This is a genomic window from Paenibacillus sp. FSL H7-689, assembly GCF_000517905.1.
Classification (GTDB): domain Bacteria; phylum Bacillota; class Bacilli; order Paenibacillales; family Paenibacillaceae; genus Paenibacillus; species Paenibacillus amylolyticus.
The window spans coordinates 1-20,596 of record NZ_ASPU01000002.1 but is presented as its reverse complement, the minus strand read 5'-3'; the positions used below and the strand labels follow the sequence as shown (position 1 = coordinate 20,596).

At 44.5% G+C, this 20,596-nt stretch carries 19 protein-coding genes and 3 tRNA genes; 2 read left to right on the top strand and 20 right to left on the bottom strand.

Annotated features, from left to right (window positions below; translation table 11 throughout):
- Nucleotides 1–2: 2 nt before the first annotated feature.
- The 4 genes from fabD to C170_RS00130 form a co-directional block, all read right to left on the bottom strand.
- Nucleotides 3–1,256 carry an ACP S-malonyltransferase gene (gene fabD, locus C170_RS00150; protein WP_051446905.1) on the bottom strand — a complete coding sequence of 418 codons (1,254 nt, stop codon included), beginning with the start codon at nt 1,254–1,256 and terminating at the stop codon, nt 3–5.
- A 15-nt stretch (nt 1,257–1,271) separates the two neighbouring features.
- A complete protein-coding gene (locus C170_RS00145) occupies nt 1,272–2,003 on the bottom strand; it encodes a thioesterase II family protein (RefSeq protein WP_051446904.1) in 732 nt (243 codons plus the stop codon).
- 1,236 nt (nt 2,004–3,239) lie between these two features.
- Entirely contained in the window at nt 3,240–4,031 is a 792-nt protein-coding gene (locus C170_RS00135) for a TrmH family RNA methyltransferase (protein WP_036605919.1), read from the bottom strand.
- Nucleotides 4,032–4,057: 26 nt separating this feature from the next.
- Nucleotides 4,058–4,759 carry a potassium channel family protein gene (locus tag C170_RS00130; protein WP_076254620.1) on the bottom strand — a complete coding sequence of 234 codons (702 nt, stop codon included), beginning with the start codon at nt 4,757–4,759 and terminating at the stop codon, nt 4,058–4,060.
- Between the two features lie 128 nt (nt 4,760–4,887).
- Between C170_RS00130 and sspI the strand changes: the two genes are divergently transcribed.
- Nucleotides 4,888–5,121, top strand: a complete 234-nt coding sequence (sspI, locus tag C170_RS00125) for a small acid-soluble spore protein SspI (RefSeq protein WP_017692323.1) — start codon at nt 4,888–4,890, stop codon at nt 5,119–5,121.
- 228 nt (nt 5,122–5,349) lie between these two features.
- Here sspI and C170_RS00120 read toward each other — a convergent pair whose 3' ends face one another.
- From C170_RS00120 to C170_RS00065, 12 genes are all read right to left on the bottom strand, one after another.
- On the bottom strand, nt 5,350–6,933 hold the full coding sequence (locus C170_RS00120) for a peptide chain release factor 3 (RefSeq protein WP_036605691.1): 1,584 nt from the start codon (nt 6,931–6,933) through the stop codon (nt 5,350–5,352).
- Nucleotides 6,934–7,284: 351 nt separating this feature from the next.
- Entirely contained in the window at nt 7,285–7,683 is a 399-nt protein-coding gene (locus C170_RS00115) for a DoxX family protein (RefSeq protein ID WP_024634146.1), read from the bottom strand.
- Between the two features lie 372 nt (nt 7,684–8,055).
- A complete protein-coding gene (zwf, locus tag C170_RS00110; protein ID WP_036605690.1) occupies nt 8,056–9,606 on the bottom strand; it encodes a glucose-6-phosphate dehydrogenase in 1,551 nt (516 codons plus the stop codon).
- 215 nt (nt 9,607–9,821) lie between these two features.
- Nucleotides 9,822–10,571, bottom strand: a complete 750-nt coding sequence (locus C170_RS00105; protein WP_036605689.1) for a YwmB family TATA-box binding protein — start codon at nt 10,569–10,571, stop codon at nt 9,822–9,824.
- 448 nt (nt 10,572–11,019) lie between these two features.
- Nucleotides 11,020–11,688 carry a response regulator transcription factor gene (locus C170_RS00100; RefSeq protein ID WP_091020933.1) on the bottom strand — a complete coding sequence of 223 codons (669 nt, stop codon included), beginning with the start codon at nt 11,686–11,688 and terminating at the stop codon, nt 11,020–11,022.
- Nucleotides 11,630–12,745, bottom strand: a complete 1,116-nt coding sequence (locus tag C170_RS00095; RefSeq protein ID WP_036605687.1) for a sensor histidine kinase — start codon at nt 12,743–12,745, stop codon at nt 11,630–11,632. Before C170_RS00095 ends, C170_RS00100 begins: the two co-directional genes overlap by 59 nt.
- 31 nt (nt 12,746–12,776) lie before the next feature.
- Complete coding sequence (gene liaF / locus C170_RS00090; protein ID WP_036605686.1) at nt 12,777–13,424, bottom strand: cell wall-active antibiotics response protein LiaF; 648 nt, start codon at nt 13,422–13,424, stop codon at nt 12,777–12,779.
- Nucleotides 13,425–13,574: 150 nt separating this feature from the next.
- Nucleotides 13,575–14,282 (bottom strand): PspA/IM30 family protein, encoded by a 708-nt coding sequence (locus tag C170_RS00085; RefSeq protein WP_017692315.1) that lies wholly within the window; start codon nt 14,280–14,282, stop codon nt 13,575–13,577.
- Between the two features lies 1 nt (nt 14,283).
- Nucleotides 14,284–14,793 carry a PspC domain-containing protein gene (locus tag C170_RS00080; RefSeq protein WP_017692314.1) on the bottom strand — a complete coding sequence of 170 codons (510 nt, stop codon included), beginning with the start codon at nt 14,791–14,793 and terminating at the stop codon, nt 14,284–14,286.
- 17 nt (nt 14,794–14,810) lie between these two features.
- On the bottom strand, nt 14,811–15,044 hold the full coding sequence (locus C170_RS00075; RefSeq protein ID WP_036605685.1) for a PspC domain-containing protein: 234 nt from the start codon (nt 15,042–15,044) through the stop codon (nt 14,811–14,813).
- A gap of 5 nt (nt 15,045–15,049) precedes the next feature.
- Nucleotides 15,050–15,721 carry a PspA/IM30 family protein gene (locus C170_RS00070; protein ID WP_017692312.1) on the bottom strand — a complete coding sequence of 224 codons (672 nt, stop codon included), beginning with the start codon at nt 15,719–15,721 and terminating at the stop codon, nt 15,050–15,052.
- A gap of 35 nt (nt 15,722–15,756) precedes the next feature.
- Entirely contained in the window at nt 15,757–16,065 is a 309-nt protein-coding gene (locus C170_RS00065) for a LiaF transmembrane domain-containing protein (protein WP_017692311.1), read from the bottom strand.
- A 556-nt stretch (nt 16,066–16,621) separates the two neighbouring features.
- On the opposite strand from C170_RS00065, the gene C170_RS00060 reads away from it, so the two are divergent.
- Nucleotides 16,622–19,015: a helix-turn-helix domain-containing protein gene (locus C170_RS00060; protein WP_036605684.1), complete on the top strand. Its 2,394-nt coding sequence runs from the start codon at nt 16,622–16,624 to the stop codon at nt 19,013–19,015.
- A gap of 229 nt (nt 19,016–19,244) precedes the next feature.
- Here C170_RS00060 and C170_RS00055 read toward each other — a convergent pair whose 3' ends face one another.
- The 4 genes from C170_RS00055 to C170_RS00040 form a co-directional block, all read right to left on the bottom strand.
- On the bottom strand, nt 19,245–20,171 hold the full coding sequence (locus C170_RS00055; protein WP_051446903.1) for a class I SAM-dependent methyltransferase: 927 nt from the start codon (nt 20,169–20,171) through the stop codon (nt 19,245–19,247).
- A gap of 183 nt (nt 20,172–20,354) precedes the next feature.
- Nucleotides 20,355–20,433: transfer RNA gene (locus tag C170_RS00050), tRNA-Leu, on the bottom strand.
- Between the two features lie 6 nt (nt 20,434–20,439).
- Nucleotides 20,440–20,513, bottom strand: a tRNA-Cys gene (locus C170_RS00045).
- Nucleotides 20,514–20,519: 6 nt separating this feature from the next.
- Nucleotides 20,520–20,594 (bottom strand) — tRNA-Gly (locus C170_RS00040).
- Nucleotides 20,595–20,596 lie beyond the last annotated feature (2 nt).

The following is a 20,596-nucleotide window of genomic DNA, read 5'->3' as shown; positions in this document are numbered from 1 at the left end:
AACTATTCGACTTCTTCATTGGAATCGGAATTAAACTTTGCCATCATTAAATGGATATTCTGATCTGATAACCCTTTTACCGCCAGTATGCTTCGCAAACTATCTATTATCCCATTTTTTTCGCCCTCACTAAGCACTCCCTGCTCTGTGTGAAGTTGATTATACCTTCGTTTCATGCCTGTAATTGGCTCTATTACACCAGTAAAGAACTCATCTTTGTCCCAATTCTGGTTCCGAGAACAAACCGCTATAGTGATGCATGATGACAAGAAATCCTGATCTGACTGCAGTCTATTGCCAACGTCCATCTGTTCCCACTTCGGTAATGTCTCTCTCAGCCGAATTAATTCATTCAAGTCACGTTCAAATGAATAGCCATTGATTTCCTTTATGCAATTTACAAGGAGGTTATAAAGTGCTTTTTTAGGACCAATCTCAATAGCGCTATCTACACGTTGGCTCATTAGATACATCATAGTTTCTTGCCATCTTACGGGCATAATCATGTGTGCAGCTAAACAATCGGGTATCTCGTTTGGGTTCCCATAGGGTTGAGCCGTCACATTAGATATCACTGGAAACTGAAGTGGATTAAATATGTATTTCAGAAGCTCTTCTTTAAATTGCTCTGAAGCATTTTTCATATATATACTATGGAACGGAGCACTAACTTGTAAGGGTATTGCTTGCGCACCTTTGTTTAACACATGAGAAATGACATGTTCAACCGACTCCTTCAAACCAGAAATAACGTGTTGGTCCGGCGAATTGTAGCACGCAATGGTTACGGGAGTCTTTGGTGTTGACAGAATACGGCATAGATTTTCCATTTCTTCTTGACTTATACCTGTGATTGAGGCCATCATGCCATGGTTAGGCGACACAGCCGCTTGCATAAGCTCTCCTCTTTTTCTTACAATGCGAAGTGCATCAGAGAATGTAATAGCTCCCGCACAAGTTAAGGCGGTGATTTCACCCAGGCTATGACCAGCTACAAACTCAGGAGTAAGTCCAACTTGTTCCTTGTAAACGGCATAAGCCGCCATGCTTACTGTGAGCAAAGCAGGCTGCGCATTCTGGGTGAGTGAGAGTTGCTCCATTCCACCCTCGAAACACATTTTTTTCAAGTTAAACCCTAACATATCGTTTGCCTCTTCAAACACTAATCTGGAACAGGCAAAGCTTTCATAGTTCTTCTTTCCCATGCCGATGTACTGAGAACCTTGTCCCGGAAATAATAACGCTGTTTTTTTCAATGTACTAACCTCTTCTCAAATCAGGTTCTCAGGATGAATGTTCTTCGTTAACTGTCGGTTAACTATATTTAATAATTGGTTCGTATGGGTGTGGATAAAAAAATGGTCACCTTCCAACTTATATGTATAACACTCTAAATTAGAATGCTTTTGCCACCCTTCTATTGGCGACTTAAGCATATGATCATATATTCCATCTATAGTAGTAATATCACAATTCAGCTTGCTCTCACGTTGTATGTAGCGGTAATTTTCTGTTATTCTCAAATCCGACTTTATAATTGGAAGATAGTAGTCCCTTAACATTGGGTCTTGAAATACTTCAGAGGGCGTCCCTCCCATTGCTGTGAGCTCATTTATTAGCTCTTGCATCGGTAATGTATGCAGAATCTTATTGTTGCTCGTATAATCTGGGGGTTGCTTGGCAGCAAAGAAGATATGCTGAGGATTTTGTCCCAATAATTCTTTAATCTTATGTGCAAGCTCATAAGCGATTAAACTGCCCATGCTATAACCGAATAAAGCAAACGGTGTTTCCATGATATTGAATCTTTCATTCATACATGCGTAAATATCATCAACAGCCTCATGCAAATTTTGATAGAGGGGTTCTTGGCTCCTGGTTCCTCTCCCTGCAAGCTCAAACAAACATAATTCCACCCCAGGATTTAGTAACCCCCTCCATTTTTCATATGAAAACACTGAACCTCCAGCATACGGAATACAGATTAGTTCCATTTTCCTCATAAAACACAATCCTTTGAAATATATAGTAAAATAGTACTAATCACATGATAACATATAGTTATTTTTTTTCAACTTTTATCCAAGGTAATTATTTGAATATGTAGAGATAAGTACAAGCAAATGTCATAGAGAACTTTTTAATCCTCTAAAATGATAATATGGTTTATATCCCCAAATTGAAGAGCTTACTATAAGACACCCAGATGCATTTCATTCCAATTACTCATTAAAATGAACTCTTACTTTTTTCCTAAATGCTCATTCCCACACAACGAGGACGATTGAAAACTAACTGAGAATAAAAAAGTCCTGCAAACCAAGGAATTCTTAATCATCAGAACTAGAAATACTTAAGCCAGAAATCATTACAAACCCATGCCAAACGGTGACAGATGTCTTACACCAACTTATAGTTTTTCTAATCGCTCACAGTCTACCCCATCCTCTAAACAAATAAAAATTACTATCCCAAAACTCTCCCTCCTCCAACACGCTCTAACCCCTTACGCCGCATGCTTCTCCTCTATTTTCAAGATAAAAATTATTGTCCAAAAGGTGGAGAAATCAATGGGCAAAAGCTAAAGTTTAGAGAAAAAGAGCGAGAAAAGACTGGGGAAATGTGCGCTTGGATCAGCTGCATTTCTACCAGTCTTTAAAGTGTTTCCGAAAATTTATTTTTATTCAGGGACAGTTATTTGGGAATGGGACAGTTATTTGGGAATGGGACAGGAATTATTTAATGTTTACACCATCCTGTAGAAAACTAAAAATAACTGTCCCCACCTCCACCCCCCCCCAATCCCTTACCCCACAAGGCTTCATCGCCATTTCCGAGATAAAAATAACTGTCCCCAAAACGCTGAGAAAAAGCCCTGAAAACTGGAAGGAAACTGGTTGAATTGTGAACGAAAACAACTAATAATTCGTGTCCCTGAAAGGATAGAGAATCGCCTGAGAAAAGCAAGGATCGGCATTTGAAACGCCTGGGTAAGAGCCTGGGAAATGACTGAGTAAAACCATCCGCGCTTACCCAAAAGCCTTGAGGAGACTGGGTTTCTGCTTGATTACCTATTCGGGATTTGGATGGGAAATCCCTGCTGTGACGCCTTAAAGCATGAGAAAAAAGACTGGAACAATGGTTGGCGCAATCGTCAACCAGGTTCCAGTCTTTGGTGGTTTGGGGACAGTTAATTTTAGTTAGGGACGGTAAATTTGAAATTGGACAGGAATTATTAGTTAGTTAAATATCCGCTGTCTCATCGCCTCAAACAACAAAATCGTTGCCGCCATTGCCGCATTAAGTGACTCAGCCTGTCCTTGCATCGGAATCGTAATCGCATCATCCACCAAACGTGCCGTAGAATCCGAGATACCCTTGCCTTCGTTACCAATGACAAGCCATACCGACTGCGTAAAATCATAACTATAACATGAATGCTCTGCCTGCAAAGAAGTACTTACCAGCTTCACGCCCGCAGCCTTCGCTTCGGGAAGCAAGGATTCCAACTGGCCCTCCACAATGGGCAAATGAAACAATGACCCCATCGTCGAACGAATCGTCTTCGGGTTATAGACATCAGCACAGCCAGCGCCAAGTACAACCCCCGCGGCTCCAGCTGCGTCCGCACTACGGATGATTGTCCCCACATTCCCTGGGTCCTGCACACCATCCAGCACCACAACAAGCCCGCGCGCTCCGGTAATCAGGCTTTCCAGTGGCTCACTGCCTTTACGCACAATCGCGAATACAGGCTGTGGAGTCATTGTATCCGTACATTTGGCGATAACCGCTGGAGATACACTAACCCACTCCACAGGCTGTAGCGGATTCTCAAGCCCGGCGAGTTCGCTAGGTACGCCTTGCTCTCCGTCGTACACAATACACTCCAGATCTGCTCCGGCGCGCAATGCTTCCTGTACCAGATGAATGCCCTCAATGATATATTTATGTTGACGGGTACGATGCTTTTTCTCCAGCAACTGCGCCCATTCTTTTACACGTGTATTTTGCGGTGATACAATATCCATCTTTCCATCCTTCCCATCTGCATCCATCACTTCGGATACGCAAGCTCCATTTTCGTCAAATGATCCTTGTGACCCACAATGATCAGCACATCTCCAGCTTCGATCCGATCCTCAGCGTACGGCGAGATGTTCATCGAGTTCCCACTGCGGATCGCCATCACGTTACAACCAAAACGTGCACGGATGTTTAATTCCATCAGGTTTTTACCGATCATTTGCTCGGAGGCTCTCATCTCCAAAATGCTGTAATCCTCAGACAACTCGATGTAATCCAGTATATTAGGCGAGGTCAGATGATGGGCTACGCGTAGTCCCATATCCCGCTCAGGATATATCACCTTGTCTGCACCAATCTTCTGCAATACCTTACCATGAAGCTCATTTTGAGCTTTTACGATCAGCACCGGTACGCCCATATCTTTCAATATCAGGGTTGTCAGAATACTCGCCTGAATATCTTCACCAATCGCCACAACGACAACGTCGAAATTCCGTATGCCCAGCGCACGCAGCGCTTCTTCATCTGTTGAATCTGCCGATACCGCATGGGTCACCACATTGGACATTTCCTGAGTCCGCTGCTCGTCCGCATCAATTGCCAGCACATCGAATCCCATGCCACTCAGTGCATTGGCAACACTTGATCCGAACCGTCCCATGCCAATTACGGCATACTGTTTCTTGGCCATTAGGGTCTTAACCTCCCGCTGCTCTTCAGCATGACGCATCATTACGGATACCCATGCTAACGTAAATAATCCTTCGTAGTATACCACAAAGCCTGATAAACTTGAATGCGCTAGCGCTTCCCAGGGAACAGTATTAGAGCAGCCGAATATACGAGGAGGGAATTGCGATGCCCATTACATTAAGCCTGCGTGAAGCGATTGTTCATAAAGTTCATGACAAGAGTGATGATCAGCTCCGGGAGATGATTGAAGGTTCAGTAGATGGACCGGAAGCTGCATTACCTGGACTTGGCGCCATTTTCGAGATGATCTGGAAGAACACAGAACCTGCCAAGCAGGAAGAACTGATTCAAATCGCGCAAGAGCATCTGCACACCATTCCCGTCCAACCGCTTAGCTAATCGAAGCAGTGGAGGGTAAGGTAACCATCATTACGTTTGTTCTGTCTGCAAAAGAAAGCTTTCCCTTATTCGGCTGGATCATACCCGCCTCCAGGTAAGGTGTATAGCAATAGATCCCTCCGCCAGTCGGCGGAGGGATCTTATTTTTAACAAGCTCTATCTCATCACATGAGCTTGTCACGTTTAACTAATTTTTTAACAATTCCCACGAAATACTTTTGTCTTCACTTAAGGCGCAGTCTCCAGGAATTGAGCTGTAGGATTTTTATCCATAGCCGTTCTCATTGCGTACTCATTTTCGAAGAGCACTACATAATTTCCTTTTTTATCTTTTACAAGCGCAGAGTTAATCCGGAATTTGCTTGGGTCCAGATTCTCGTCCACGATCCAGCGAGCGAACTGATAAGGCATGCGTTGTAGTAGTACGTCTACCCCATACTCGCCTTTCATCCGGTACTCAAATACCTCGAACTGTAGTTGACCAATTACGCCGAGGATTGTCTCGTCGAAACTTGCCGTCTGGAACACCTGAATGGTTCCTTCCTCCGTCAACTGATCAATTCCCTTTTGGTACTGTTTATGTTTCAATGCATTTTTCACAGTAACTTTGGCGAAAATCTCTGGTGAGAACGTTGGCAACTCCTCAAAGATAACCTCGCTGCCTTGGCTCAGTGAATCGCCAATCCGGAAAATACCCGGATCGAACAAACCGATAATATCGCCAGCATATGCCTCTTCTACAATATCCCGGTCTTGTGCCAGGAATTGCTGTGGCTGTGACAGCTTGATTTCTTTGCCCACACGAGTATGCTTCACACTCATTCCACGTTGGAACTTGCCTGACACAATACGCAGGAACGCAATACGATCCCGGTGTGCCGGGTTCATGTTTGCCTGAATCTTGAACACATAACCGCTGAATTTCTCATTTGTTGGCTGAATCTCTCCTGCCGTACTGCGACGTGGTTCAGGCTTCGGTGCCAGTTCCAGGAAATTCTCCAAGAAGGTCTGTACGCCGAAATTGTTAATCGCACTACCGAAGAAAATAGGTGTTAATTCGCCGCGTTGAACTTTCTCCATGTCGAATTGGTCGCCCGCAATATCCAGCAACTCCAGATCCTGACACAATTGATCATGCAGGTATTCTCCTGCCATCTCACGGATAATCGGATCTTTGTAGCCATCTACCTTTTGTACTTTGATCGTTGAGTGATCGTCCCCTTGGAACAACTCCACCTGATTTTTCATCCGGTCATAGACACCACACAGCTCGCGACCTGTACCAATAGGCCAGTTCATCGGAACCGAACGAATACCCAGTACATTTTCAAGTTCTTCCATCAGGTCAAATGGGCTTTTACCCTCACGGTCGAGTTTGTTGATAAACGTAAAGATTGGAATGCCACGCTTCGCACATACCTGGAACAACTTGATCGTTTGTGCCTCGACACCTTTTGCCACGTCAATCAACATCACCGCGCTATCGGCAGCCGTCAGTGTACGATACGTATCTTCACTGAAATCCTGGTGACCCGGTGTATCCAAAATGTTGACGCGATGATCCAGATAATCAAATTGCATTACGGAAGAGGTAACCGAGATCCCCCGTTGTTTCTCAATTTCCATCCAGTCACTTGTTGCGTGTTTGCTGGCTTTCCGAGCTTTTACCGTTCCCGCAAGGCGAATCGCGCCCCCGAACAGCAACAGTTTCTCGGTTAATGTAGTTTTACCCGCATCCGGGTGAGAGATAATGGCAAACGTCCGGCGTTTGTCCACTTCCTGTTGAAGAATATCATTTGCAGCTTTGCTCATAGGTTTAATCCCTTTCGTCCGTTCATTCACGTTAATCCGGCATAGCCGGTCCATCATTCAATCTTTATGCAATCCGGCGAGGCCGGTTGATTGTACATCAGTTTTTACGTACTAGGTATTTACACACTAGATTAATTTTACACATTTACAATGGAGTTCATCCTCCTCAAATCTGTGCTTTCATGTATACCGTGAACTGCTTCTTAACCCAACTCTCCTATTGTACCATAATCTGTACCGAAAATAACCGATTACTACCGCAGATTCTTCTCTTTTCACTTGCAAAAAAAAAGCACCCTTCAGCCATTTCCATGGCATCCAGGCACTCCTCATTCATTTTTATTTATGGTTTTAGAAAATCAATGCATCCAGCGCGTATTGTCCGCCACCTGTCAATGCCAGCGCTACACCAATCACCAGAATCGCGAGATTATATTCGAATCCGTTCTGTGTGGACCAGTATCCGTTCGCGCCATGGACTTTCACAATCGCAATGACCATCGTCAATGCAATCAGAATGCCACCTACAGGTGTGAGCAGACCTAGAGCCAACAGCAATCCGCCACCGAATTCCGCGAGTCCAGCCAGTAACGCCACCAATGCACCTGGCTTCATGCCCATCGACTCAAACCAGCCGCCTGTACCCTTGATCCCGTAACCTCCGAACCAACCAAACAGCTTTTGAGCTCCGTGCGCCATGAACGACAATCCAATCACCAAACGAATCAACAACAACCCTACATCCAACATCATTTTCTTTTTCCTCCATTCGATATATACAAAATAGTATTCTTAGATTAAAGATATTATGCACATTTTTTCTTCATGATTCTCTGTGACGCAAACCCCTTCAACTGGTTTACATTTTATCTCATGAATGATAACTTATCCGAAACGTTTGCCCGAATGAAGTTTGTCATTTGCGTAACTCTTTAACTCATGTGTTGAGTATAAGTTACATACTTACTTTTTGTCAACAACTTAATTTAAATTACTTGTTTCCTTATGATGGATACCTACCTTTTCCCCCACTAAAAAGCCTGGGTACACCGCAAAATTTGCGATTTCCCCAGGCTCAGTCATGTTGTGTATATTGTTAATACTGTTGTTAATGCCCTTACTCTAACCATTCACTTGCCAGATCACGCTGTCCTCGTCCTGACCATTCACCGGCCACCAGTGGAATCCGTCCTGCTCCAGCAGCTTATCTGTCGCTTCTGGTCCCCAAGTTCCAGCAGGGTACGTATGAAGCTCTCCTTGATTCTGTCCCCAGGCTGCTGCGATTCGATCCACAAAAGACCAGGCTGTTGCCACTTCATCCCAACGGGTGAAGTACGTAGAATCCCCTTCTGCCGCATCGTGCAGCAGACGTTCATATGCTTCAGGCGAGTTAATTCCAATCATGCAGCTCTGACAGAAATCCATCGCGAGTGGCTGAATCTCGGAATCCGAGCCTGGTTTCTTGGCATTGATTTTGATATATATGCCTTCCATCGGATTCACCCGAATGACCAGCAGGTTCGGTTCGAGCTTATACTTTTTCCCAAGGTACACGTTGTTTGGCATCGACTTGAACTCAACTACGATCTCGGTCGTTTTCACCGGAAGTCGCTTGCCTGTCCGAATGTAGAATGGCACACCCGCCCAGCGGAAATTATCCACGAATACACGTGCTGCAAAATACGTCTCCGTATTCGACTGCGGATCAACCTTGTCTTCTTGGCGATACCCCGGAAGCTGCTTGCCACGGTACTCCCCTTCGGCATACTGCCCCCGCACAACGTTGTTGCTCACTTCCTCATCCGAAGTAAAGGCCCGCAATGAACGTAATACCTTCACCTTCTCATCCCGAATGTCCTCCGGGAATAGGCGACTCGGCGGTTCCATCGCAATCATCGTCAGCATCTGGAGCATATGATTCTGCCCCATATCACGGAGTGCTCCGGAGTGATCATAATAACCGCCACGTTCTTCCACGCCTACCGTCTCACCAAGCGTAATCTGAACGTTGGCAATATGTTTGTTATTCCAGAGCGGTTCAAAAAAGGCATTTCCGAAGCGGATCACTTCGATATTTTGCACCATTTCCTTGCCCAGATAATGATCAATCCGATAGATTTCCTCTTCACGGAATACCTCACGAATCTGCTCATTCAGATGTTCGGCCGATTGCAGATCATAACCAAATGGTTTTTCGATCACCAAACGGTTCCACCCCTGACTTTCCAACATACCACCGTCCCGCAAACTGTACGAGACACTGCCAAACAGCTCAGGTGCCAGTGCCAGATAGAACAGTCGATTCCCCGGCGTGTTAAACTTTGATTCCAGATGTTCCGTCTGCGCACGCAGCTCTTTGAATCCTTCCACATTATTGATATCCAGTGCTTTGTATTCAAAATGATCGACAAAAGCGTTCCACTCATCAGGTTCCCCCGCTGGATAACGGCAGAACTCTTTAATGGATTCATAGATGTCTTCCCGGAATTCTTCTGGGGACCTCGGACGACGTGCTACGCCAATAACCGCAAAGTCTTCGGCAAGCTTGCCTTCACGGTAAAGACTGTAGATAGCCGGAAACAACTTCCGGCGGGCCAAATCACCCGTTGCTCCAAAAATGAAAAATACTGCGCCTGGTGTCTGTACTTCATCTTGCAATTGTTTTTCAACCATGGGCTCCTCTTTCTTCCGGGAAGATAACCTTCACGCTCTCCCCGAGCTATGTAATGGTGTTATATATGCACGACATACAACTGTCAATTACCAGCAAGTTCCTTCTTGGATGTGATGCCATTTTAGCATATCAACTGAATGGATGCACTATTTCAAACTCATTTTTCTGATAAAGATTCTCAATATTGGGTCCCAATTCATGAAAAATCCATCCCTTAGTATTCAATCGTAATCACCGGAAACCCCACTGTAATTCGATTATCGACCTCGTCCCCAACCTGGTGAACTGCGAGTTGCATATTCAACATGTGCGAGCCACTCTTGATCGATAGGGGCAGCTCAGCCGCCTTATAAGAGACACTTGCGCTAGCTACATCCGTGTAACGTTCAACGGAGGCGAAATCCACATTTTTGGACAGGTCTTTCTCAATCAGTGCCAACTGCAGACCCGCATCACCTTCAATAGTAGTAGCGGCCGTACCTTGCACAGACATATTCCAGCTTGCCTTCATCCCTGAGTCTACAAGCAGTTGATCCACCTGTTCATGTACTGTCATTAATGCCTTCCGATCCGTGTGTGCATCCCCTGAAATTTGTACGATGACGTAGTAACCGTTGTCTCCTGTATCGACGACATTGACCAACTTGCCTACGCCACCATTAGCTATACCTACAACCACCTCACTGCGATACACATCGTGGCCCGTCTGACGTACCTGTATCGGTGGTTCAAGCCCCAAGTGACTTGCCAGTAACACGGCCTGCGCTTGTGCATCTCCATTGCCTTCTCCTTGCCATTTAATCACCAAACGATCCACATTATCAATCACGCTGTCAGCAGTATAGATTAACTGTTCCAGTTGGGCTGCTTTGGATTCATTCTTCTCTGCATATACCTGTGTCACACCGATAAGAATTATGATAGTTATTGCCAAGATACCTGCTGTCATCCAACGATTTAACATTTGAATCCCCCGCTTCGCTCTTGCATTCTATGAATCTATCAACAGCATGCCCCTTTCCCACATTAGCTATACTTCTTCTAAACACAGCAAAAAAGCCCCACCCACCATATTCATGGCAGAGCAGAGCTTTTCATTCATACTTATAGAGGTTGTTCAAAAAGTCCGTTTTGATTACTAAGGGTGCCTAGCGGCATCCTCAACATCGAATATGGAATTCATTCGAAATAAGTAGAGGCTTACGAAGAATGTTTCCTTTGGAAACATTGCGGTTGCTCACGTAGGCTCGATCTACGCTCCGCTACTCCATTTCTAGCTTTATCCCATCTTCTTGGTACTGAAAACCGACCTTTTGAACACGCACTTATATATAAATCATCTCTTATCTATAACTTCCGCACATTAAAAGTACGGTTCTTTGGCTTAATTATGTTATTGCATATGATCCTGCTTACTCTGCAAGTCCGTTTTTATAAGCATAGATCGCGGCCTGTGTACGGTCGTCTACGCCCAATTTTGCCAGTAAGTTTGTAACATGGAACTTGACTGTCTTAATGCCGATGATCAGATCATCAGCGATGTCCTGATTTGATTTACCTTTGGCGAGCAACCGGAGCACATCCATTTCACGGTCTGTCAATTCATCGTGCAAAGGAGCTGCTGCCTGTGGCTGCCGGAAGCGATTCATCATTTTCGAAGCCACCTGTGACTCCAGAACGGATTGCCCGCGAGCGGCTGCGCGAATTGCATCTGCCACTTCATTGGCTCTTGATGTTTTCAACAGATAACTGAATGCACCTGCTTCAATGACAGGATACATTTTTTCATCATCCAAGTAACTGGTCAATACAATGACTTTGCACTCTGGATACATTTTAAGTACCTGACGAGTAGCCTCAATGCCGTCCATTCCTTCCATAACCAGGTCCATCAGAACAACATCAGGCTTATATTCCTGTGCAAGCCGAATGCCTTCCTCTCCACTACCTGCTTCACCAACAACTTCAATTCCATCTTCGGTATCCAGTACCGCTGCAAGACCAATACGTACCATCTCATGATCATCCACGAGCAATACTTTGATCGACGTTTCCGTCTCCGTTTCGACTTCCGGTTCCATTGACATGTTCTTCCTCGCTTTCATCGTTCATCAAAGGTATCGTAATCTCAATCCGCGTTCCCTTACCAGGCGCTGTTACAAAATGTATGGCCCCGCCAATCTCCGTAACACGTTCACGCATGTTAGCCAGACCGTAAGAAGCTTGTTTATTCTCATCCAGATCAAAGCCTTGCCCATCATCACGAATCAATACCCGGATCGCATCAGTACGGCGCTGGATCCGTATCTCCATTTTTTCCGCTTTTGCATGCCGTAACGTATTGGACATAGCCTCCTGAACGATCCGGAACAGATGATTCTCGATGCCTTTGATCAGATCAATGTCTTCGTCCATTTCGAGCACAATGTCCATGGGTACTTTTGTTTTCAGTTCCATCACCAGATCACGCAGACCTTGTTCGAGATGTTTACCCTCCAGATAGACTGGACGCAGATGTAACAGTAACGCACGCATCTCGGACTGGGCTACCGAAGCCATCTCCTCAATCAGAGCCACCTGCCTCTGAGCACGTTCAAAATCCTTCTCCATCTTCCGTCCAACGGCCGTTGCTGTCATGGATATCGCGAACAATTGCTGTGATACCGCATCATGCAGTTCCCGTGCCAAACGTTGCCGCTCTTCCACAATAGCCGTAATTCTGGCTTGTTCAGCAAGCTGTGCATTATGAGTAGACAATCGCTGGAGCGTAGATATCTGATCTTCCCACTTTTTGCCGATTCGTCCGAGTTGCTCACTTAAACGGCCCACATCATCATCGCCCAGATCAGGTACAGTGCGTGATAGAGAGCCCTTCTCCCACAGTAGAAGTGTTTCCCGCAGCAGTTCGAGCCGGCGTTTAACCCGGTAACTCTGATAGAACCCAAAGACCGCACCGATTCCAATCAGAAGCAGCAATAAGGCCAGACCCGATTGAATCAGATGACGCCAACCTGTAAACGGAGCAAGATAACCATATGTATACAATACATACAAAATAACAGCGAGCACAATGAAAACCAGGAGGATCCCTTCACCCATACTTCGGGTTACCATGTCGGTATGTCGTTTTGTCTTCATCGGGGTCTCCTCCTTCTCTTCATCTATTTTACTACGGATTACTGATGTTTAGGTCGCCAACAATATAAGAAATGACAAATTTTGCTTTATGTTCACTGGATTCATATCCAGGCGTTCTCCATACTAATTTGTTCATCATGCCGCTATCTTGTTCTCCAAGAAGATTAATCCGGCCGAAAAGAACCGATGCTTCAATCTCCACACCATAATCTTCTGGTAGTGTAAGGCGAACATTACCCATAACTCCTTGCAGCAGCACAATTGTTTGTTTCTCCTCCGGAATCGAAAGAGATAGATCCGCGTTAACCTCACCTATGGCATGCCACAGACTCATACTACGTAACGTCCAGGATGATTGATCCCAGTAGTACCGAGCCATGAAATTCTGTTTCTTCATAACGCCTTCGTCCAGATGAATCTTTTTGTTTTTTGAATAAAAGTAAGCTAAAGAAGCCAGTACAATCAAAAATACAATCATTAAATTATCCAGCAATAACAGTGCCGCACCAATGCCGAGATACCGATGACCTTTGCGGGTATCCCCATTGCGGACTTGAAGCATTCCAACCGTTAACAGAATCAGTGCGGCAGCGGTCAGGAAGTTAATATTGTCATTCAATAACATCATTGTGCCAATAATCATAATGACAACTGCAAGCCATTTACTCTTTTGATTCATCCCAGCCGCACCTCCTCTGTAAGTTAATCTCTCTTTATTCAACGGAAAAGCCATACCAGGCAATGAAGTCCTGTATGGCTTAACTTTTGTTCTACCAACCGTACATTATACACGATTTATAGAATATCATATTGTCCACTAAGCGAACAGTTATTCTTTTGAAGTTCCGTTCGCTTCATTCTTGGAACCATTGCCCATTTTATTTTTGAGGGCTTGTAATTGCTGATCCACTTTGAATTGTTTTTCCACATCTACAGGATTCGTATACGTGGATGATGTGTTGCGATAAGGTGCACGAGCTACGTCAGCTTCAGCTTCCAGCTGCATAATTTTCTCTTCCATGCGGTGGAATCCAAGTGATGCGCCGCCACTTTCGATCGAATGCAAGCTGTTGATAGAAGACATTTGTTTTTTGGCTTTTGCCATTTGTGCACGGGATACAAGTTCATTACGTTTGTTACGCATTTTGTAGAACTCATCTTTCATATCATGCAACTGTTGCAACAGATCTTTTGCTTGTGCTTCGGACTGTGCATGCAGTTCGCTGTACTCCGTAATTTTTTGATCAAAGTAGATTTTCTCTTCCAACAATTTGCGTGCCACTTCTTCCTGACCGTTAGACAGAGCAGCTTCTGCTTGGGACTCACGTTGTACCGAAGTACGCTCCGCTTCATCCAAACGTTGTTTCATGCGGCGCTCATTTGCCATTTGTTTAGCAACAGTTACCTCTGCCTCATGAATCTCAGCCTCCATATCACGCAAGTACTGGTTCAACATTACAATCGGGTCCTCTACTTTATCCAACATATCATTTACCGATGCTTTCGTCATATCCTTAATCCGTTTAAATACTCCCATTTTACTTTTCTCCCTTCTCGTAACGAGATAATTTTTGGCGAAGCTCTTCAACTTCTTTTTTCAGTGCTTTTTTCTCGATATCTTTCATCATGGAATCAAGTTCACTTTCTTGCGGTGCTCCTGCTCCGTAGGCGTTGTTGTCATAAGAACGGGGACCAGATTGAGGTCTGCCGTTGAATCCAGGGCCGGGACCGAAGTTACCAGGACCTTGTTGGTTGTGATTATTTTGAAAAGGACCTCTTGGTGGCTGATGATCATAGTTGTCGTATCCTCTGCCAGGACCAGGGCCTTGGCCCGGACCGTAGCCATATGGATCATAAGGCGGATACGGTTCTTTTGGTACCACCAGTGCTGCAATAAAGTATATTAACAACGACGTGCCGCCAGTTACGAAGATACTGATAACAAAGATGATACGCAGCAGGGTGGAATCCATTCCGATGGTTTCGGAAATTCCGCCGCACAAGCCGGTTAACATCCGGTCACGCGTTGAGCGGTATAATTTGCTCATGTGCTTGCTCCTTTCGTTTACTTGTATCCTCTTACGTTGGAATCATAAGCATATGGATCAACGTGATTGAATTCCTTTGGTACCACCAACGCAGCGATGAAGTAGATCAACAATGATGTACCTCCCGTAGCGAAAATACTGATGAAGAAAATGATACGTAGCAGCGTAGTACTCAATCCGAGATTTTCAGAAATGCCGCCGATCAAACCTGTTAGCCTTCGATTACGCGCCGAGCGGTATAATTTATTCATTGTGACTACTCCTTTCTGTCATTGTTCAATTTTTGTCTTAAGCGTTCCAGTTCCTTATCCAGCGTAGAGGATGACATGCTGCCAGTCACTCCTGAACCATCTTGATTCATCCGCCGGATATCGCGGAGACTTTGTGCTTCATATTCGAGATCAGAGACTTGATCATCCAGTCGGTTGAACATACGGGGTACATTCTGACCGTTGTGATTGCCTCTCTGGTTCATACGTTGCTGTAACTGAATCGTCTGCATACGAGCGTAGTAATATTGGCGTTTGCTGTATACATTCTGATATTCAACCTTCAGCTGGTCGATCTGTTCATCCAACTCCTGTAATGCCGCATAACTTTGTGCATACAATTCATTGTACTGTTCCATTTTTTCCTCGTGGAGGATTTTCTCCTGCAAGGCCAGCTTAGCGAGATGTTCTTCCCCTGCTTTCAGAGCCATGGAAGCCTGTTCTTCCCGTTTGTTCACCATACCTGCTGCCTGATCGGCTTGTTGTTTCATTTGTCTGGTATGGCTTGCATATTGATGACGAAGTTTCTCGGCTTCACCGATGTCTTGGCGGGTCGAGACCAAGAACTGATCAATCAGTTTGACTGGGTCCTGACTTTGCTCCAAATGTTCGTTCAGATTAGCTACGGTAATATCCCGCATTCGACGAAATACACTCATTATGTTCTGTCCCTCCTTTTCATAATCGTGAAAGCTTAGTACCGACCACGACGACTGCGGTTATTGCTTAGCATTGAGATACCAAAGATGATTAACCCGATCGCGATGATCGGTCCGATCAACCATGCCAGTTTACCCATCAGTGAGATGATACCGATGATGAGAACAATCCAGCCAAGCATCACATTCCCTCGTTTAACTCCGTAGTATCCCAGTGCAATCATCAGGACCGGAATCAGATAACCCATTAAGTGTCCAAGAAGTGGAGTTAACTTTCCGAAGAGGAGTAGTGCACCTAGCGCAATCAATACAATCGCCCAGCCATTTCCCTTATTCAATCTCATAATTGTTGTTCACCGCCCTTTCCATTCTTTCCTTTTAATGTGTTGAGTCATTTGTTCGTTTGTTTCTTGTTTTTTGTTTCCGTGTTTCTTGTTTAACCTTATGTCCTTATTCTAGGGGATTCCGCGACTTTTCAAAACAGACCGTGGACGGTTTTTCATCCTAGACTCAGGTCGGGGATCTAGTTGGACCTTTGACTGTCCCTATACAAGACCAACGTTCCACCTAAGCTTAATAGCACTCCAGATACCTTCTATTACCCGTATACAGGCTCTACTTCACCCGATGTCACTAGGTAGAGAGAATGATGTCCATGTCTCTATTTACGTTCACACTGCAATTTCGTTTCTCATGATTCCGTATTGGATAGTCAGTCCAAGCCGTTTCTCTAACCTTTTCTGCAAAATCATCTATCAGCAATCCCTTATCTCCACTTCTATACCCTCTCATAAAATTACTTATTTATCCAAATAAACAAAATTTAGATTGTTATATATGTAAGCGTTTACTAAAATAGAAAGTGTTACTATTTCTAATGTCAGGGGTGGAACTGAGACTGTGCGACCAATCAGCTATCTCCATAAAATGATCATCTTTGGAATCCTGTTAAGCACCCTGCCCATTTTGTTAACGGGAATTGCCGCATTTATCTATTCATCAAACCAAACTGAGCTGCATCGTACGCAGGCCAACAGACAGTTGCTGGAACAAATGCAATCCAACGTAGAACACAAACTCGCTACAGTCAGTTATATGCTTGATCAGGCCGTTCGCTCTCCGGTAACCCTCCGTTCCCTGTCTGCTTCTTCTTCACTAGAGGGGAAAGGGCCTTTGCTTGCCGACAAGCTACAGAACGAATTTCAGAATATGAGGTCATGGGAACCTTTGTTAGATATTACCCTGGTGAATCAATCTCAGAATTGGCTTATTGATCATGCCGGATTATATCGTAATACGGATTTTCCACTGGCTCTTCCCATGAAGGAATTGATATCGGATACGCTAACCTCTGGATGGCAACTCTCCCCTTCATCGGTGTTCAGTAATGATGAGCGTTCACCAGGTACAGGCTGTATCTATCATATTGCCCTTGCGAGATCTATTCCGAATCTGAATACATCTTCCGATGCTGCCCTGATTGCCGGAATCCCTGCATGCTCTTTGCAAAATACACTAGGAGAAGCCTCCTTAGGCAATGCTGCCTCAGGACTGATCATTTTGAATCGGGAACAACGTATCTTGGTCCATCCCGATCCTGTATACATTGGACAACCGTTGTCTGCCATTGGATTACAGGATCGGGATACGGAAGCCAACATAACCAAACTATCACCCATCACATTTTCAACAGGCTTTGAAAAACGGGAAGTTAAGATCGCCGATACACATTATTCTCTGACGTATAGCCCTTCTACCTTAAAAGGATGGACTTATGTTCTAATCTCACCTACCAATATTCTGACACAAGAATATATCGATATCGGATTGCACACCTTTTATATCAGTATCTTCTTACTTTTACTTTCATTATTACTCGCCTGGCTCGGCTCCAAGCGAATGCATGTCCCGATTCGTAAACTTTTAACCCAACTTGGTGACAACCACCTGTCCAAAGAAGGAAACACGGTAGCTCAGCAATCACCACCATTTTCTGATGAGTTCGAACAGATCAGAGCAGGGGTCTCACAATTATCTGCTTCTCGCTCCCAATTAGAGAACACACTTAATGTGCATCTATTGCAGATTCGCAATCATTTTATGATGAATCTGTTCCAGGGTAAGATCCCTGTTCATACTCTTCATGACGCCCTGAATGAATATGGCTACACGCATCAGGTTCGGGAATGGCAACAAATTGCTGTTATTACACTACAGGCCGATCTTGTTAATCATACAAAATATAGAGCTAGTGATCGTGATCTCTTATTATTCGCTATTCAAAATATATTGGAGGAAACGGTTGTGCATAACCAACAATTGCTTCCCATTGTGCTGGAACATACGGTAGTCACGGTGATTGGGACCGTTGAACAGGATCAGTTTATTTTTTCACAGCAGCTATATGTATTAACAGACCAGTTACAACAACAGATGGATAAGATTCTAGCTCTTCAAGTCAGTATAGGATTCAGCCAGCCGCACAGCTCTCTATATCACATCTCTCAAGCTTACACAGAAGCCATGGAAGCACTAAGGCATCGGATGAAGCTGGGAACAGGCATTATTTTTCAATATGAGAACATAGATCATTACGCTCCCACTTGGTCCATGACCTACCCGGAATCATTGGAATATTCGTTGATCCAAGCTATTCAAAATGCGGACGAAGTCCAGGCCTCTGCTCTTCTGAAACAACTGCTTGAAGTGATCTTTGGTATGGAGGTTACACCGGAGGAGTATGAGGTGGCTCTTACGAGGCTACTCACGCATATTTTGCAAATGACTCAGGAATCCGGCATACGACTCGGACAGATCTCCCAAGGTCGTGGTTCCATGTTTCATGAACTTCATGGTTTGCAGTACGCTGCTGAAGTTGAGGATTGGTTTAACCATCAAGTCATCTTGCCCGTCATCCAGGTATTTAAAGCAAGACAGTATGCCCAGTATCAGCATATATCTGAGAAAATGATTGCCATGATTCATCAAGATTATGATAAGGATCTGACGCTTGAGGAATGTGCTATGAAGCTTCACTACAATGCAAACTACTTAAGTAGTGTTTTCCGCAAAGAGACAGGCTGTGCATTTAGTGAATATCTGACCAAGTACCGATTTAATATCGCTAAAAAATGGCTGGACGAAAGTGATCTAACCGTTAAAGATATCGCAGCACGACTTCGGTACAACAATCCGCAAAACTTTATCCGATCATTCCGTAAATGGGAAGGAATCACCCCCGGCCAGTATCGGGAGCGTAAGCAGAAAGCAGAAGTGTCGAACATCTCTAAATAAACGAGGGTCTGGTTCAAAGCGGTCGATGAATTAGTGGCTTCAAAAAAGAGGGAGCACATAACCTGCTCCCTTCACTTACAACTTTACTTCTGCAATTTTAACTTCTATGTTTCAACCGTTCATCTTTTGGCACAGCGTTGTGATGCTTCCTAGTGTCATCTTAGACGTTAGACTACATTGTCTCAGTCTCAATTCCTGATTATCAGTACACGTGCCACGCTTATGCGATTTATCGCTTATCCTTAGTGCGAACTGTTTTCATATTGGGCTGTTCAAGTTGAATTAGAATCTTACCAAATCTTCCTCCACGTGAGAAGGTCACCGTACTATCCTTGTACGTATCCAGAATGTACTCTTCAGCCAGTCTGAGAGAATCTTCATCCGATGGTAACTCATACGTATTAAGCCATTCTGGCAGCTTCTCGATAGTCTCTTCCACCGGTACTTCAAATGAGTTAACTTCTCTCGTAATGATCATCGTATAAGAATAACCCTTCAAATACAGCAACTGTTGGATATACCCCATATCACCGGCCTTGTATGAAGAAGTTACCCCCAGTACATCCTTAAGTTCATCCATTAGTGTGTGTTCCTTCTGTCCCGCCATAGTACTTATATACACATACTTCCGGGCACAGTTGATCGCCTGCTCAATCGTTTCCCAATCCGACATCGCTGGACACATGGATGCAAATGCAAAGTCATATTTCTTCTCCCAGCCTTTATCCTGAATAGAGATTTTCTCATATCGTTCGTTTACGATTTCGATTTTGGATTCCAGAGCTAAAGGTATCGTCTCTTTCATAAGGGAGACAAGCAACTCAGAAGGCTCAACTGCCGTCACACTTGCCCCCTTTTCCGCAAAAGGAATGGTAAATATGCCTGAGGCTGCTCCAATGTCCAAAATGGATAACCCTGAGAATTCCACACCCTGGTTTTCAATCCAGCCCATAATGCGTTCAGAACGCTGCTTTCCTTCTTCAGTGAACGACTGTACATGATAATCCCTGGCCCATCGCTCAAAAGCTTCTTCTATATTAAAGGGGGCGCTTTTCTTCTTATATTTTGAACTTCTCGGACGATTCTTCCATGCCTCTTCCCATACAGAAAGATCAAATAACAGATCGGTATCCGATACATTTTTTCCATTAGTCACTCTACTTCACTCCTTCACATTAAAGACTTTACTTATCTACAATATACTCAATATAATCATACGTCAATCTTTATTAACGTCCATCTTCTCTTACTCTAGATTTTCTTACTGCACATAAATCGTTTCATATAAAATAAAAATAGCCCTACACATTGCATAAGCAACATGTAGGGCTATTCACTATACCGGCGAGAGGACTCGAACCTCCACGGTTTCCCACTCGATTTTGAGTCGAGCGCGTCTGCCATTCCGCCACGCCGGCATATACTGGAGGCGCCACCCAGATTCGAACTGGGGATAAAGCTTTTGCAGAGCTGTGCCTTACCACTTGGCTATGGCGCCATATTTTGGAGCGGACGACGGGAATCGAACCCGCGACCCTCGCCTTGGCAAGGCGATGCTCTACCGCTGAGCCACGTCCGCAT